Consider the following 15,976-nt stretch of genomic DNA (forward strand, 5'->3'; position numbering starts at 1 on the left):
ACGTCTCTACTAATCGCAAGTTGCTAGTTTCAGCCCAGACGTTTTTGATCCCCCTAAATCCCCCTTACAAAGGGGGACTTTGAATCCAGTTCCCCCCTTGGTAAGGGGGGTTAGGGGGGATCTAACCGACAATCTATGTAACTAGCAACTTGAGTTACTAGTTTTCAAGAATTTTAACTACACTCGGCTCTTCCTCTAAGAACCATGATAAAATGTCGCTTGCACGTCTTATAACGGCAAGTTGGCAAAATCTTCGAGGAGTTGTGAGCCATTGTGAGCCAAATCGACACCCCCTTTCAATCCCTGCAATCAGAAGTTACTCATCTGCGTGAGGAATTGCAGCTAAGAGATCAACTGGTACAACAGTTGTCTCAAGAACTGTTCCGGTTAGTCAAGGGAAATACGACTTTCCTACCCGCACCGGAATTGTCTCAACAGCATCAAGCTCAAATGCAGGCTATGCAAGAGCAACTGCAAGGGGTAGAACAACAAGTTAAGTTCTACCAGGAGCAGATTTCCGATCGCGATGCGGAAATCTATCACCTGCGTCAGTCTGTTCAAGAATTGACCGATCGGAGTCGGATGCTCGAACAAGTGGTACAGGAATTACCGCAAATTTATCGCCAGAAATTTACGGAACGCCTTGCACCAATTAAAGAAAAAGTGGCAATGCTACAACGGGAAAATCGTCAGCTTCATGCAGAATTACAAAGTCTAACTTATCGTTTGGCAATTAAAAGTCGGACTCCTGGTGCCAGACTTGATTTGCCTAGCTTTCCTAAGTTGGGAGGTAGTAGAGTTAGTCTTCCTAGTTTTGGTAATGCGTGAAGTTTGGATCGTAGTTGATGGGGAGGTGAATGCTGCTGGCGAATTAGTGGCAGCATCTCCCGCAACTGCAAAAATGGTAGCGGCTCTACAAAAAGCAATTGCACAATCCCCCGCAAGTATAAAAATATTAGGAAAAAACGATCTAAATTCGCTAAAGTTACCAAAGGATGTGGTATTTTGTCCTTTAAGTTTAGGTCTTCCCAGTAATTTTGATTTTCCGCAACAGGCAATTTTTAAAGCTTGTCAAAATGTAGAGTTTTTCCGTTATTTAATATCACAAAAGTTTGGCTATATTACAAGACTTGGTAATTTTTGGTTGCCTGTAGTTTTAACTCAGAAAGGGCCTGTTTATGCGGAAGCGATCGGCCTACAACAAGAATTAAATTACTATCAACCAGTGCATTTTTCTGATAAAATGCGTCAGCAAATTTATCAGATGGGGTACAATATCCTCAAGTTTCTTAACGCTTCATCAGCTACTTATTTGATTCAATTTGGATTTATCGACAAAGAAATTTGGTTCGATCGAGTTTTGCCCTTTCCCGCTGCACCTGCGATCGCTAGTATCAACACTCAAACCCCCGATTTATTCACCTGTCATTGGTACTGCTTAACCAATCAACCAATTATTGATATAACTATTGCTGGTTTTAGGGACTAGGAATTGGGGACTGGGATTCGCGATCGATTGACACTGTTGGAGAAACTAAGTCAAGATTAAGATGAATGTTAACCTTTGTTAAGGCTGTAGCAGATGTCATTAGAAGTAGTTTCCCTGGAGAATATTCAGGAACTTGCAAGTCAGTACGGCTACTGGGCGGTATTTATCGGAATTTTATTAGAAAATTTAGGAATTCCGTTGCCTGGTGAAACTATTACCCTAGCGGGCGGGTTTTTAGCTGGTAGTGGTGAACTGAATTACTGGTTAGTTTTGGGTTGTGCGATCGCAGGTGCAATTTTAGGTGGTAACTTTGGTTATTTAATCGGCAGATATGGCGGTTGGGCTTTACTGTTAACCATCGGCAAAATTCTCCGCATCCGCGAAGAAAAGCTGGTAGAACTCAAGCAACAGTTTAGCGAAAATGCCGGGAAAACCGTCTTTATTGGTAGATTCATTGCTTTATTGCGGATTTTTGCCAGTCCCTTAGCTGGAATCGTCGAAATGCCCTACCTGAAATTTATGGCTTATAACATCGCTGGGGCAACAGTTTGGGGCGCAGTCATGGTAACTCTGTCATTTTTCGCCGGAAAAGTTGTACCCCTAGAACAACTGGTAGCTTGGGCAGCCCAATTTGCAGTTTTAGCATTATTAATAGTAGCAGCTTGGATTTTCGTTCCCTTCCTCTGGGAATTACGCCAAACCAAAGAATCATAAATCAACAGTATATAAGTAAGTTCTAGAGATAGGAAAGAACGCTCCTCTCTCTTTTTTTTGTGCGATCGAATCTATCACTTTCAACTCATTAAATCTGAATTCTCACCTGTTGATTGGCTATCAAGAATTTCCCGAATTCGTTGTCTAAATAACTTGACTACACTTCTTTGACCAATTGTGCGACTTTGTTCAATAAAATTTGGAATTTCTCCTGTAGGTAAAAATGGAAATGCTAAACTTTGTTCGCATTGTTCGTATCCCCCTTCAATTCGTCGATAAATCAACAATGTTTTCTTAGTATATCGCCACAATTCGGGAACACCTAAAGCTGAATAAATAGCTTGTTTGTTGATAGAAGAACTAGTATAGTCTGATTCGATCGCTAAATCCGGTGGTGGATCGCCAGGAAGAATAATTTCCTCTCTTCCTCTCACTTGTGCTTCGTTTTGAATATAAAAACAAGAGTCTGGTTCGATCGCATTTCTTAAATCTTCCCTTTCTAATGTCAACGCTCCAGCTTTGAGTACTTCAATTTCTAATTCGTCTGCAACTACTTCGATAAAACTTTCTAACAATCCTTTAGGAAGTTCGTGTTCTAACAAAGGCATTCTAGTTTCTAACACTCCTTGAGCATAAGTGATTCTCCAAGCGCGATCGTCCCCTACTTCTTTCATTAATTGTCTGTAAGTTTGCCAACTAACGCCTCGCATGACGATTCTATTTTCTCTAACAGCAGGTTCAATTAAAGCTTTGTTTGATGTTACCATATCTGCTAATTTTAATTTGGACTTTTTCTTACTTTAGCTTATTACTTGCGGAATAGACGGAGAATTACATAAGCGATCGCCACTGCAATTAACCCAATTCCAACACTTAAACCAAAGGCTTGTTCAACAGAAATCGATTTACTTTTTGCTGTTGGAGATGGCAATTTTTGCGAAATAATTGAGGCGGTAATGCTACTTGCAGCTAATCCGGTACTGGCAATGATAATTGTGTTGGTGAGAGTGCGATCGTTCTTTCTTTTATCCAAATCTATTATCCCTTGAATTATACTAATCTGACTTTCTAAAATTTTAGTCGTTAAACTATGATTAGTATAATTCTTAGCCATTTGAAATTGATATTTCTGTTCTACAACTCTACTAAAAACTTCTAAAAAACTTAAATCGGTTTTACCAATCATGACATCTTTTTCAGTGATATTCTGAGATTCTTTTTTGATTTGTTCTAGGAAAAATTGGTAACTAGTTAAACTATTATTTAAGATTTGTTGTAAGATTTCTAATTGATTGAGTTTAGTCAGATAATTAAAAGATGTTTTTGGCTGACTTTTGAGGATTTTGTGTAAATCGCTTGATGCAGTAATCGTCTCTATTTTATGAGTTGTATTGGCAATTTCTGTAGCCAACTTATGCAACTCTTGATTACATTTTCGGCTTTCTGCATAAGCCAAAAGAACTTTATTCCGATAACAGAAAAGCTGTAACCAGAGTTTATAAAAACTAGCTGTTCTTTCCATTTTTTGCAAGTTTGGATACAGAAAAATTAAAACATGGTGATTTTCCTTTTCTATATCTTCCCACTTTTGCGGAGGTTGCCAAATTTCAAAAACAGTGGCACCTAAAAACTTACCTTCTTGGGGATTTTGCCATTCTTTCCCAGTAAATTCTTTGTATAATTCTTGAGCAATAACATAAGTATTAGTAGATGGGGATAAATAACCAGAAATTACCCAAGTTACGCCTAAATTTGCAGTTTTGTAGTCAGCTAAAGTTTTTAAATATCGTAGAGAACTAATAGGTTGAGGTTGAATTTTATCGTTAATATAACAATCAAATAATAACGCATAAGTATCATTCAACCGAATGGGATAATAAGAAGCTTCGATCGGATATCCACCTAAAGATGCAGTAAAGAAAAATTGTTTTTGTCTCTTGGCAACTTCAGAAAATTCCAGCAATCTCACATAATCTGTATTTTCTGCTTTCGCTTCTTCCTCCAGTTCAACTTTTAAATTCTTGGGCAAATTAGACCAAAAATTAGCATGACTCGTTTTAATATCTACTTCGGTTTCTGTTAAACCTTCTCTTTGGTAATAAAGAAATAAATCAAGAGTTGGATATATGATTTTATTCATCAGTTTGTTTGCTGTGAGAAAAAATAACTTTCACAGCTATTTTACAGAAGGTTCGTCATAAGTGCTAAAGCTCTTACAACGAACCTGGAGAAAGTTATCTGTACTCTTGATTTTGAATGCTACCGATTCTTGCTTCAGGGCGCAAGAAGCGATCGAGTTGCGATTCAAAGAAATTCCGATTTGCCATCAAATGTCTCGGATTCGGATCGTCTAAAGGATACAACAAAGCAGTCCTTAAACCATTAAATACTGCTGATGTCACCACATACATGGAACGTTGGAAACTAATCCCCAATTGGATTAACATATCATCTTCATTGCGACAATGTTTGTGATAGTAATCCTTCAGATATGGAGGTAAGAAATGGAACATATCCTGCATTAATTGTGTTGGAGGAATACCCGCAGTACCTACCGGAAACACATCAGCGTAGAGAATTCCATAGTGAAAATCTTCTTGATTTTCAGGAATTTGTTTTGCTTGGGCGTTGTAAGATTTTGTGCCTCGGAAAGGAGAAGTGCGATAGAAAACTGCTTCCACATAAGGTAAAGCAGCATCATATAACCACATTAATCCTAAATCTTTGGGAATGATTTTATGCACTTCATCGCGGATTTTTACATGGTGATAAATTGGTCTTCCAGCAGCGATAAAGATACAATTTACCAAGAAATCCATTGCTTGAGGAACGGTGGTAATTTCTCCTGAATCGTAGCGATCGCTAATTTCAAAAAACACCGGAGCCATTACTTCCCAGAATAACCCCAGATTAGCATAATAAGAAGCTTGGCGACACTGTTCCAAAAACAAATCCGGGAACAGTTTATACAGGGTTAACATCGCTGGATTACCCTTAAAATAAGACTTAATCGCCTCATCAGCTGCCTGCTTATATTCCGGGGTATCCAAATAAAGATCCATCCCACCACCGAGACGATGCCAAAGCATAGAACGCATACATTCTTCAGCGAATTCCATGTTAATGCGATCGTGCCACAAGTGATGAAAAATGCGGGGAAAATTCTTCTTCAACTCTCCCTTATCCATAAACTCTAAAAGTTCAGGATGTGCTGTAGCTTCTCCCTTTCTCCAAACCCGATAATCTGCATCATCACCTTGATAATGGTTATGCAAATCTAAATATTCTTGAGGCAAAAAGTACTTAAAGAAAGGTAAAGGATCGACAAAAACTTTCTCACCAATATAAAGCAAATCTCGCCAATAAAAATCCATCGGTACAGCATAAGCTTTATAAATACCGATAATTTGCATCAAATTTTCTGGCGAATCAGGTAACATTGCGCCGCCAGCTTCCAAACGATGCACAACATCAGCATATTTATGTCTAGAAGGAGGCAATTTGCTTGTAGATTTAACCGGAGTTTGTACCATCTTACTTCCCTAAAAATTGACAACCAAAAATGCTCTTAATCTGCCATCTACAAACCAGATATTGAACACTTAACCAAAATTTTGTTCTTCATCTGCGTTCATCTGCGTTTATCTGCATTCATCTGCGTTTTAAAAACAAGTTCTGGCAGCAAATACTTACTTCTGAGAAATTTCTATCACCTTAGCTATTTGTTGTTGGGGATGAACTTGCACAGCTGCGACTAATTCAGTACTACTTTTTTCAGTCCAACGCATTAACCAAGTAGGTTGTACACCTAAAAACAGAGTCAAACCGACTAAAATTAAAGCCGGAATGCGTTCAGAAAATAGTACTTTTGGATAATAAGCTGTAGCATTATCCAACTTGCCAAAACAGGTGCGGTTCAACAGAATTACAAAGTAAACTCCAGTCAACATTGTTCCTACAACACAGATTAAAGTTGGGATAGGAAAAGTTGCATAAGCGCCTTGGAAAACTAAGAATTCCGAAATGAAACCAACTAAACCTGGAATTCCCGCACTTGCCATTCCTGCTGCTACTAAAAAAGCGCTAATAAATGGTAAACCGCGAATGGGATTCATTAAACCATTAAGTACGTCGAGTTCGCGTGTTCCAACTTTTGCTTCAACTACACCAACTAAATAGAAAAGTGCAGCTAAAATAACGCCGTGACTGAACATTTGGGCAACTGCGCCGACTGTTCCTATTGGTGTTGCTGGGGCGAGTCCTAAGAGCACGTAACCCATGTGTCCGATCGAGCTATAAGCTACCATTCTTTTGATGTCTTTTTGGGCGATCGCAGTTAGTGCCCCATAAACCACACTTGCCGTCGCCCAAACTGCTAAACTAGGAGCCACAGTTCCCCAAGCATCAGGAAATAAACCCAAACAAAAACGCACTAAACCATAAGTTCCCAACTTCGCTAAAATGCCACCCAAAAGAATCGCTATTGGCGGAGAAGCTTCCACATAAGCATCAGGCAACCAAGTGTGGAAAGGAACTAAAGGAGTTTTGATGCCGAAACCAATTAACAAAGTAATTAACAGGGGAAGTTGCCAACTAAAAGGCAAAATAGTTGATTTAATTGTGGCGTAATCAAAATTCAGAGTACCGCCTATAGTCGCACTTCCTGCTAACCAACCCAAAGCTAAAAAAGCAGCTAAAATTAGAATTCCCGAAACTGCTGTGTAAAGTAAAAATTTAATTGCAGCATATTCCCGTTTCAAACCACCCCAAATCGCAATTAACAAATAGAGAGGGATGAGTTCAATTTCGTAGAACAGCACGAACAGCAGTAAATTTTGGGCTAAGAAAGAACCTGCTAACCCAGCACTAACTAACAGGATTAAAGAGTAGTAAAGTTTGGGGCGAGCAATATTTTCACCGCTGCTAAAAATGACGATCCAAATCAGCAAGCTGTTTAACACAATTAAAGGTAAAGATATTCCATCAATACCCAAATTATAGGTCAATCCCAAAGTTTCAATCCAAGGCAGAAATTCGGTAAATTGAAAACCAGGATTGCTAATACTGAATTTGGACATAATGAAAATAGTCCAAAAAAAGATGATGCTAGATACTATTAAAGCTAAATTTCGAGCGTTGCGTTCTGCCTTTTCTTGCGGTAAAAGTCCAATGATTGTAGCACCGATGACAGGCAACCAAATTAAAGTACTCAGCATGGTGATTAGTCAAGTTTTGAGTTTGGAGTTTGGAGTGAAAAAGAAAGCTTAACCAGGATTTACCAGATTTCTTAATTAATCTTGATTATCATGTAAATCCATAAATCCCGATCGCTATTTGCTGACAATTAACATTTGGGATAAAAAGGGCCAGCTAACCAAAATTATTAGTAAAGAAACGCCCAAGAGGATGCTTAAGATGTAAAATTGACCTTTACCGGAGACGTTGTATTTGAGAGTTTGTCCGCTAAAAACTGTAGCGATTCCGGTAAGATTTACTAATCCATCTACTAGGTAGCGATCGATCGCATACATCACGCGGGAAACCAAATCAACTACAAACACGATCGTCAACTTATAAAGTTTAGCAGTGTAAAGATCGTAAGCAAAGAAATCTTGCAGAGGTTTCCAACTTAACTGCACAGGTTTTTGCCAATTGTTGTTGAGATAAATTAAACCACTCACAGCAAAACCAGCTAAACTCGAAACAATCAAACTTAACGCCACAGTGAGATTTATCGTTTCTAAACTGGGCAACTTATGCCATTGCAACAGTATCAGCGGAACGTGAAGATTTAACCCACTTAAAATTACCATTGGCAAAGCCATAGGCCAATGAATTTCCGGCGAACGGTAAGTCATTGGTTTAACTTGACCAGCAAACACTAAACCGAAAGTGCGAGTCAAACTAAAAGCCACAATAGCGTTAACAGTTAACACTAATCCAGCCATAAAAGGATATGAAACCCACAGCTTTTCCACCAATTGTTGCATCGACCAAAAACCACCCAATGGTGGCAGGGAAATTAACCCAATTGCACCAATAATAAAGGCAAATCCTGATACTGGTCGGCGCGACCACAAACCACCATATTTCGTCAAATCTTGAGTGATATTGTTCCAAACTACGCCACCAATACCCATCACCAAAAGCGCCATGCTGAGTGCATAAGTGAAGGTCAATAATAATGCAATTTGGGGTTGTCCGGCAGCTACAGCAATAAAAACTATGCCCATATAAGCGCTGACTAGGTAAGACAAAGCGCGTTTAATGTCAATTTGGGCAATGGAGATTAAAGAAGCACCGATCGCAGTCGCACCACCTACAATAAACATTGCAGACTCAGTGACTGGAGAGAGGGCTAAAACTGGTTGAAGTTTGACTAATACCCAAGCGCCAGTGGCAACAACTACAGAATTCCGCAAAATGGTAGCTGGCAGAGGCCCTTCCATTGCTTCATCTAACCACAAGTGCAAGGGAAATTGAGCGCATTTGCCCAATGGCCCAGCGATTAAAGCTAAACCCAATAATGCAGCGAGTTTTGGGTCAATTTGGGCGGTTGATGCCCATTCTGCTAAATCGGTGAAGTTCCAAGTTTGGGAAAGGGGATAGATTGCTAAAACTCCCATGAGTAGGAATAAGTCTCCTACCCGTTTGGTTAAAAACGCATCTCTCGCACCAGTGATTACTAATGATTGATTAAACCAAAATCCGACGAGTAAATAAGTGCCAAGGGTTAAAAGTTCGAGGATGGCATAACTAAAAAATAGGGAGTTGCACAATACTAAACCGCACATTCCCGCCTCGAAAAATGCTACTAAAGCAAAGAATCTTGCCCAACCCCAGTCCATCTCCAAATAACCAATAGCGAAAATTTGCGCTAGTAGGTTTAAACCTGTGATGACAACTGTAGCTCCTACGGTTACAGTGGAGATTTCCAAGGGCAAAGTCAAGTCTAAGTTAGCTACTTGCAACCAGGGAATAAATAATTGATATGGTGGTTGGTTCCAAATAGCTGGGAGAACAAATAATCCGTGCAGAAAAGCCAAAAATGTTGTGACAACGTTAACATAACCGGATGGTCTTGGCCCTGTACGGCGAATGATTCCGGGCGACCAGGGTATGGTTAAAATCATCCCGATTAAGGGATATAAAGGCACCATCCAAATAGTTTGCAGCAAGAACTGAGACATCAGGATTACCCCGCAATTTTCAGCAAAATTATGGATAAACGAAGGCGTGGATTTGAGTAGTCTCAATCCATTTTTTGACCTTCAGGCAGATTAATATTTGCGTGTTTACGAAGCCATTAATGTGCCAACAATTTCTAGCAAGTTCACCAACAAGCTAGTTGTTAAATAACAATGTATCAAATTTTCTTATGAATTTAAGAGTTTTTTAATTTTATTTGATTGATAGTATGAATCGTTATCATAGATTTTAATTGATATATCAGAAAAAAAAGACAAATGTGTATAGCATTGAACGCTACTTTTTACAAGAAAGAGGTGAGAAGGCCCACCTCGGTTATACACTGGAGGTTTTAAACCACACAGGTATAAGGAAAACTGATATTACTCATCATCGTGGGCAAAACGGCGGAAGAGGTAATCTAGGGCATAGTTGCGGAGGTTGTAGTATTCTGGATCTTCCATGATTCTGGTACGATCGCGCGGGCGAGAAAAGGGAATGTTGAGGATTTCCCCGATATTTGCCCTTGGCCCATTAGTCATCATCACCAAGCGATCGGCTAAAAATAACGCTTCATCAATGTCGTGAGTAATCATCAACACTGTCATCCGAAAATCATTCCAAATTTTCAGCAATTCTTCTTGCAATTCTTCTTTGGTAATTGCATCTAACGCCCCAAAAGGTTCATCTAAGATTAACACTTCGGGACGAATGGATAGGGCACGGGCGATCGAAATCCGCTGCTTCATCCCCCCGGAAAGTTGCTGCGGTTTTTTATTAGCAGCTTCTAACAGTCCTACCATCCCTAAATTGTGTTTGACAATCTCTGTTTTTTCCGCTTGAGATTTGTCTGGGTGAACTGAATCTACTGCCAAATAAATGTTTTCAAAAGCGGTTAACCAAGGTAACAAAGCATAGTTTTGAAATACTACCATGCGGTCTGGCCCTGGTTTGGTGATGGGGTGCGATCGTAATCTTACCTCCCCATTTGTTGGTCGAGAAAAACCAGAAACCATGTTTAATAATGTCGATTTTCCGCAACCTGAGTGACCGATGACGCAGATAAATTCTCCCTCTTGAACTTTGAGGTTAACATCTTCCAAAACTACATAATCGCCTTTAGGTGTAGGGAAAGCTTTAGAAACACCTTCAAAGATTAAAAATGGCTCTCTGGTTGCTGATTTTACAGCTACAGGAGTTCTGGTTGTTTGAGTTGTTTTGATTGGCATTTTTCTAAGTTGTTTGGTTTGTGTAAGAGAGTTTTTTTTGAACCGCAAAGAAAGAGAAGAAGTTTTTTGAACCGCTACAGACGCAGAGGACACAGAGAGAAGAGATGGAGAGATTTTTTCCCAGTCCCCAATCCCTAGTCCCTAGTCCCTAAATTAAGCAACTTTCAATCTTCCAGGAACAGGCAAAACAACTTCTTCAATGCGGAATTCTCGTTTGATTTTTTGTTGGGCAAGATAAGCCAATGGGTCTTCAGAATTGAAGGTGATGCCATCAAATAATTGAACTTTTCCGCCCGTGTAACTAAAGTCGAATAAACCTAGTTCTCTGGCTGCCATACTAAAGACATCAACCCGACACAAACGTTCCATAATTTCTAACCAATTCCGGGGAAATGGAACTTTATCCCAGCGTGCCATTTGGGTCAAAATCCATAAGTGTTCGGTACGGCTAGGACGGTTAACGCCTTCTCCAAAAAATAGGTGATGGGCGTATTCTCGGTGATGTTCTAAACTGCAAACTGCGACGTTAGGATCGCCAATTTGAATGTATTCAATGTCGGTTCCTACATATTCCGGTCTAGCTAATATTTGCCGCACTTCTTCATAGTGACGTTCTTGAGAACAGAATTGTGCTGCTTCTAAAAGTGCGGTTACTAATGCTAAATGGGTTCTCGGATATGCAGCCGCCCAATCTTCCCGTACACCTAAAACTTTTCCAGGATGTCCTAACCAAATTTCTAAATCGGTGGCGATCGAAAATCCAATTCCTTCTACCGCAGCCCGAATATTCCAAGGTTCACCTACACAATATCCGTCAATATTTCCTGATTGCAAATTCGATACCATTTGGGCGGGAGGAATGACAGCTAAACTCACATCTTTATCAGGATCGATTCCTCCTGCTGCTAACCAATAACGCAGCAACAAATTGTGCATCGAAGAAGGATGTACCATGCCAAAAATGTGCTGTTGATCTTTGGATTTTTGCAGGTATTTCTTCAGATCTGATAAGGTGTAAACGCCTTGTTCATAAAAACGTTTGGCTAAGGTAATTGCATTTCCATTTCGCGCCATTGTTAGGGAAGTAACGATCGGCACTGCTTGTCCACCATTACCACCTAAAGTTAACCACAATGGCATCCCCGCTGGCATTTGGGCAGCATCCAATTGTCCGGCTACCATATCATCAACAATGCCACGCCAGCTAGGTTCCCGAACTAACTTAACATCTTCTAAACCGTATTTAGCAAAGAATCCTCTTTCTTTTGCTACTGCTAATGGCGCACAAGCTGTTAAAGGTACAAAGCCAACTTCCAAATTTACCTTTTCTAAATTGTTGCGAGAAATCGGAATTTGGGCTTTGCTGGCTTGACGTTTTTTAATTTGTTTTTGACGGTTGAGGAAGTAGATCATTTCACTCCGTAAGCTGTAATAATTCGGGTGATTTACTACTTCCATCCGTTTCCGGGGACGGGGAATATCTACATCTAAAATCTGCCCAATTTTGGAACCTGGCCCATTAGTTAACATGACAATGCGATCGGACAAAAGTACAGCTTCATCAACATCGTGAGTTACCATGACTGATGTCACTTTGTACTCTTCACAAATCTCCATCAATCTTTCTTGCAAGTTCCCTCTGGTTAATGCGTCTAACGCACCAAAAGGCTCATCTAATAGTAACAGTTTCGGACGAATTGCTAAAGCACGCGCGATCGCCACCCGCTGTTTTTGTCCCCCAGAAAGCATCGCTGGTTGTTTGTCTGCGTGGGGTCGCAAACCTACCATATCAATGTGCTTTTCTACAATTGATTTTCTCTCACCTTTTGGCAGATCTGCCATCACTTCATCCACTGCCAATTCGATGTTTTCCCGCACATTTAACCAAGGCAGTAACGAGTAGTTTTGAAACACCACCATCCGATCGGGCCCTGGTTTGGTGATTCTTTTACTTTCCAGAGTTACTACTCCTTCAGTTGGTAAATCTAAACCTGCAATCATATTTAATAAGGTAGATTTACCGCAACCAGAGTGACCAATTAAAGAAACGAATTCGCCTTTTTTAATTTGTAGGTCTATACCTTTGAGGGCGACATATTGACCGCCATTAGATAGGTCAAAAACCTTGTCGATATTGTCAACTGCAACAAAAACAGACATAGTGGTTAATTGGTTAATTTTTGCTAGTGTTTAGTGAAAGAAGTAGGGTGCGTTAGCGATAGCGTAACGCACCATGTAACTAAGTTTTATTCGGGAAGAATCTTGGTTTGTAACCAAGCCATGAATTTGTCGAGTAACAAGCCAACAATCCCGATGTAAATTAGTGCCAAAATCACTTCACTGATGTTGTTAGTTTGGTATGCGTCCCAGATGAAGAAGCCAATTCCAGCTACACCAGACATCACGATTTCCGCAGCAATAATCGCTAACCAAGCTAGACCGATCGCAATTCTCAACCCAGTAAAAATGTAAGGCAAAGCTGAAGGAATCAAAATCTTGAAAAAGTACTTCTTCTTGTTAAGTTGCAAGACCTTAGCAACGTTGTTATAGTCCTGGGGAATTTGCTGAACTCCCACTGCGGTATTAATCAAAATCGGCCAAATCGCCGTGATGAAAATTACGAACAATGCAGCGGGTTCATTCTTTTGTAAAGCTGCTAAAGCGATCGGCACCCAAGCCAAAGGCGGAACAGTTCGCAATAGTTGAAAAACTGGATCTAAAGCTTTCGACATCATTTTATTAGTCCCAACCAAAATGCCTAAAGCAATTCCAACTACTGCGGCGAAAAAGTAACCGATCGCTACCCGTTGTAAACTAGCAAAAATCTGCCAAAATAACCCAACGTCTATGTCACTTTTTCTGTAGAAAGGCCACCAAATTAAAATCCAAGTATCTTGAACAACTTGTATTGGGCCGGGAAGTGTCACCCCTGGAAAGAAAGAAAAGATTTGCCAAAGTATTAATAAGATGACGATCGCGATCGCTGGAGGAATCAAATCCGGCAATGTCTTTTGGATTTTAGCAATCCAGGGATTTTGTGCCGTTTTAACGGTTCTTCTTTGAAGTGTAGTCATTTGTTAGGGTTCCTTATACTGTGTGGAAAATTTTTCCAGTTCTACTTGTGGACAACTTTTAATGGGTAGGTAATCCAAATAATTTTTCGATGACCAATTACCAACAACCCATTAACAAAACCTAAATATTCACCTTCTTAATCTTCAAGCTTTGCAGATAAGCTTTGGGATTTTCTGGGTCAAACTGAGTGCCATCGAAAAATTTTTCTACACCGCGAGATGTGCTGGTGGGAATATCAGCAGCAGCAATATTCAACTCTTTAGCTGCTTCGCGCCAAATATCTTCTCGATTGACTTTATCAATCATCGCTTTGGCATTAGTTAAAGTCTCAGGAGGTAAATAACCCCAACGCACGCTTTCTGTTAAGAACCAAAGGTCGTGACTCTTGTAGGGATAAGACACGCTACCTTTTTCATCTTTCCAGTACAAAGATGCCATCGATTTGTCATCAACCATCCGACCATCACCCATGTCATATTTACCCATGAATGGGTCTAAAAGCACTTTTTCTGGAACGTTAAAATATTCACGGGCTGACACAATCCGCGCTAATTCTGCCCGATTATTAAAGTCATCGCACCACATTTGTGCTTCCATTACTGCTTTCAAAATTGCTTTGGTAGCTTTAGGATGTTTGTCTACCCAATCTGCCCGCATTGCTAAGTATTCTTCTGGGTGATTTTTCCAGATATCTGCTGTTAATGCTGCCAAATATCCAATCTTATCTGCCACAATTCTGTAAGGCCAAGGATCGCCTGTACTAAAAGCATCCATTGTCCCTGTTTTCATGTTGGCAACTGTTTGGGCTGCGGGAACTGTTAGCAGTTTAATGTCTGCGTCAGGATCGATACCTCCGGCTGATAACCAATAACGAATCCAAAAGTCTTGGTTAACTCCGGGAAATGTATGGGCGGCTGTAAAAGATTTGTTTTGGGATTTTAATTGCCCTACTAAAGATTTACCCTGAGAAAGTTTGAGGTCGATTCCTTTTCCTTTGTGCTGATTGGCGATCGCAATCCCATTTCCTTGTGTGTTTAACTGACACAAAACATACATAGGAATTTTTTGATTTCCTTTGGTAATCTTACCTTCAGAAATTAAATAGGGCATCGGCATTTGCCACTGTCCGCCATCAATTCCACCACCCGCAGAACCAATTTCTACATTATCTCTGGCTGCACCCCAGTTGGCTTGTTTGGAGATTTCCACATTATTCATTCCATGTCGTGCAAAAAAGCCTTTTTCTTTGGCAATAATTAGTGCTGCTGCTTCTACGATCGGAATATATCCAATCTTTGCAGTGTTTGTTTCTGGCGGAGCACCAGTACTCACATTGGCAACCGGAACAGCTGTATTTGCAGTGTTCGTTGGCGCAGCATTACTCGCTTGATTGCCCGGTTCTGGGGGATTTCCCAAACAACCTTTTAATAATATAGAAGTGGCAGCGGTCGCACCAGCAGTTAATAGGAATTTACGTCTAGAAACCGCACTAGAAAACTGTTCCATAACATCCTCCAACAGCAAGGTTTTAATTTATTGGTCGGCAAAAATCTTATCTAGAGTCGTGAAAATCCAGCAGAAAATCTTATGCTTTCTGTTGTTAAAGAATCGGTTTGATTCTTTTAAGGAGAACCCGTTGCTATTAAATCCCAAATTCACGAAAAAGTTTTTATTTAATTACATCTAAATTCTTAGACGTTTTTTCTAACTTATCCGTTGTTTGTTTTTACGGCGAACTCCTTTGTTGTAGTTGTTCAATATTGCGTTGAAGTCAGTATAACACGGCATTAAATAAATCTAAAATTAATTTTATTGATTGAAACCCCATGATTTTACTGATACAAAATTACTTTATTCAGTTTATTTAGATTGCTTATTTAAGCTGGTTTACCATTTTCATAAAAAGCAAAAATTCATCGTTTTAATATTAAGAAACGATGAATTTTTGTTTATTAACAGTAAGGCGAAACAACGAGATTTACTAGTTAGCTTATGTGCATAAGCCAGAATCCCACGAATAAGATTCACCAAGTAATAAGTCTTGCTGGTCTTACTAAAGTAATTTTTATGAAATTATTGAAACTTAGGTAATTTATTTACCTGTTGATATTATCCTATGTTGTTAGGCTAGAGACAAATCAATTTTTTATGGGATAACCATTGACTTTTATCAATGCACAGCTAGGTTTGTAGTGACGACTTTAGCTGTTTAGGGCGGTCTTCTCGTCCTCTTGGCGGGAAATTCTGGTTTTAGGGACTGGGGTAGGGGCAATTCATGAAT

General features: G+C 39.8%; 12 protein-coding genes. 3 read left to right on the forward strand and 9 right to left on the reverse strand.

Annotated features, from left to right (window positions below):
- Positions 1-273 precede the first annotated feature (273 nt).
- From ACE1CA_RS00340 to ACE1CA_RS00350, 3 genes are all read left to right on the forward strand, one after another.
- Positions 274-828: an Npun_F5560 family protein gene (locus ACE1CA_RS00340; RefSeq protein WP_413276948.1), complete on the forward strand. Its 555-nt coding sequence runs from the start codon at positions 274-276 to the stop codon at positions 826-828.
- A complete protein-coding gene (locus ACE1CA_RS00345; protein ID WP_413276949.1) occupies positions 821-1,489 on the forward strand; it encodes a hypothetical protein in 669 nt (222 codons plus the stop codon). The genes ACE1CA_RS00340 and ACE1CA_RS00345 overlap by 8 nt, the downstream gene beginning before the upstream one ends.
- A gap of 93 nt (positions 1,490-1,582) precedes the next feature.
- The gene (locus ACE1CA_RS00350; RefSeq protein WP_413276950.1) at positions 1,583-2,203 is read left to right on the forward strand and encodes a DedA family protein; all 621 of its coding nucleotides are present in this window, start codon (positions 1,583-1,585) and stop codon (positions 2,201-2,203) included.
- Between the two features lie 80 nt (positions 2,204-2,283).
- Here the strand turns inward: ACE1CA_RS00350 and ACE1CA_RS00355 are convergent, their stop codons facing one another.
- The 9 genes from ACE1CA_RS00355 to ACE1CA_RS00395 all read right to left on the reverse strand — a co-directional run bounded on the left by ACE1CA_RS00355 (position 2,284) and on the right by ACE1CA_RS00395 (position 15,201).
- Entirely contained in the window at positions 2,284-2,970 is a 687-nt protein-coding gene (locus ACE1CA_RS00355) for a Uma2 family endonuclease (protein ID WP_413276951.1), read from the reverse strand.
- A gap of 41 nt (positions 2,971-3,011) precedes the next feature.
- The gene (locus ACE1CA_RS00360; RefSeq protein WP_413276952.1) at positions 3,012-4,343 is read right to left on the reverse strand and encodes a hypothetical protein; all 1,332 of its coding nucleotides are present in this window, start codon (positions 4,341-4,343) and stop codon (positions 3,012-3,014) included.
- 94 nt (positions 4,344-4,437) lie between these two features.
- Entirely contained in the window at positions 4,438-5,736 is a 1,299-nt protein-coding gene (locus ACE1CA_RS00365; RefSeq protein ID WP_413276953.1) for a CO2 hydration protein, read from the reverse strand.
- 156 nt (positions 5,737-5,892) lie between these two features.
- Positions 5,893-7,419 carry an NADH-quinone oxidoreductase subunit M gene (locus ACE1CA_RS00370; RefSeq protein ID WP_413276954.1) on the reverse strand — a complete coding sequence of 509 codons (1,527 nt, stop codon included), beginning with the start codon at positions 7,417-7,419 and terminating at the stop codon, positions 5,893-5,895.
- Between the two features lie 114 nt (positions 7,420-7,533).
- Positions 7,534-9,393: an NAD(P)H-quinone oxidoreductase subunit F gene (locus ACE1CA_RS00375; RefSeq protein ID WP_413276955.1), complete on the reverse strand. Its 1,860-nt coding sequence runs from the start codon at positions 9,391-9,393 to the stop codon at positions 7,534-7,536.
- A 381-nt stretch (positions 9,394-9,774) separates the two neighbouring features.
- Positions 9,775-10,620 carry a nitrate ABC transporter ATP-binding protein gene (locus tag ACE1CA_RS00380; RefSeq protein WP_413276956.1) on the reverse strand — a complete coding sequence of 282 codons (846 nt, stop codon included), beginning with the start codon at positions 10,618-10,620 and terminating at the stop codon, positions 9,775-9,777.
- Positions 10,621-10,773: 153 nt separating this feature from the next.
- The gene (locus tag ACE1CA_RS00385; protein ID WP_413276957.1) at positions 10,774-12,780 is read right to left on the reverse strand and encodes an ABC transporter ATP-binding/substrate-binding protein; all 2,007 of its coding nucleotides are present in this window, start codon (positions 12,778-12,780) and stop codon (positions 10,774-10,776) included.
- An 86-nt stretch (positions 12,781-12,866) separates the two neighbouring features.
- Complete coding sequence (gene ntrB, locus ACE1CA_RS00390; RefSeq protein ID WP_413276958.1) at positions 12,867-13,694, reverse strand: nitrate ABC transporter permease; 828 nt, start codon at positions 13,692-13,694, stop codon at positions 12,867-12,869.
- A gap of 121 nt (positions 13,695-13,815) precedes the next feature.
- Positions 13,816-15,201, reverse strand: a complete 1,386-nt coding sequence (locus ACE1CA_RS00395) for a CmpA/NrtA family ABC transporter substrate-binding protein (protein WP_413276959.1) — start codon at positions 15,199-15,201, stop codon at positions 13,816-13,818.
- Positions 15,202-15,976 lie beyond the last annotated feature (775 nt).

The organism is Floridaenema evergladense BLCC-F167 (assembly GCF_041929205.2).
GTDB lineage: Bacteria > Cyanobacteriota > Cyanobacteriia > Cyanobacteriales > Aerosakkonemataceae > Floridanema > Floridanema evergladense.

What these genes read in the sequence shown, in the direction of transcription:
- ACE1CA_RS00345 (WP_413276949.1), top strand. Translation starts at nt 821, where the DNA reads ATGCGTGAAGTTTGGATCGTAGTTGATGGGGAGGTGAATGCTGCTGGC.
- ACE1CA_RS00350 (WP_413276950.1), top strand. Translation starts at nt 1,583, where the DNA reads ATGTCATTAGAAGTAGTTTCCCTGGAGAATATTCAGGAACTTGCAAGT.
- ACE1CA_RS00355 (WP_413276951.1), bottom strand. Translation starts at nt 2,970, where the DNA reads ATGGTAACATCAAACAAAGCTTTAATTGAACCTGCTGTTAGAGAAAAT.
- ACE1CA_RS00360 (WP_413276952.1), bottom strand. Translation starts at nt 4,343, where the DNA reads ATGAATAAAATCATATATCCAACTCTTGATTTATTTCTTTATTACCAA.
- ACE1CA_RS00365 (WP_413276953.1), bottom strand. Translation starts at nt 5,736, where the DNA reads ATGGTACAAACTCCGGTTAAATCTACAAGCAAATTGCCTCCTTCTAGA.
- ACE1CA_RS00370 (WP_413276954.1), bottom strand. Translation starts at nt 7,419, where the DNA reads ATGCTGAGTACTTTAATTTGGTTGCCTGTCATCGGTGCTACAATCATT.
- ACE1CA_RS00375 (WP_413276955.1), bottom strand. Translation starts at nt 9,393, where the DNA reads ATGTCTCAGTTCTTGCTGCAAACTATTTGGATGGTGCCTTTATATCCC.
- ACE1CA_RS00380 (WP_413276956.1), bottom strand. Translation starts at nt 10,620, where the DNA reads ATGCCAATCAAAACAACTCAAACAACCAGAACTCCTGTAGCTGTAAAA.
- ACE1CA_RS00385 (WP_413276957.1), bottom strand. Translation starts at nt 12,780, where the DNA reads ATGTCTGTTTTTGTTGCAGTTGACAATATCGACAAGGTTTTTGACCTA.
- ntrB (WP_413276958.1), bottom strand. Translation starts at nt 13,694, where the DNA reads ATGACTACACTTCAAAGAAGAACCGTTAAAACGGCACAAAATCCCTGG.
- ACE1CA_RS00395 (WP_413276959.1), bottom strand. Translation starts at nt 15,201, where the DNA reads ATGGAACAGTTTTCTAGTGCGGTTTCTAGACGTAAATTCCTATTAACT.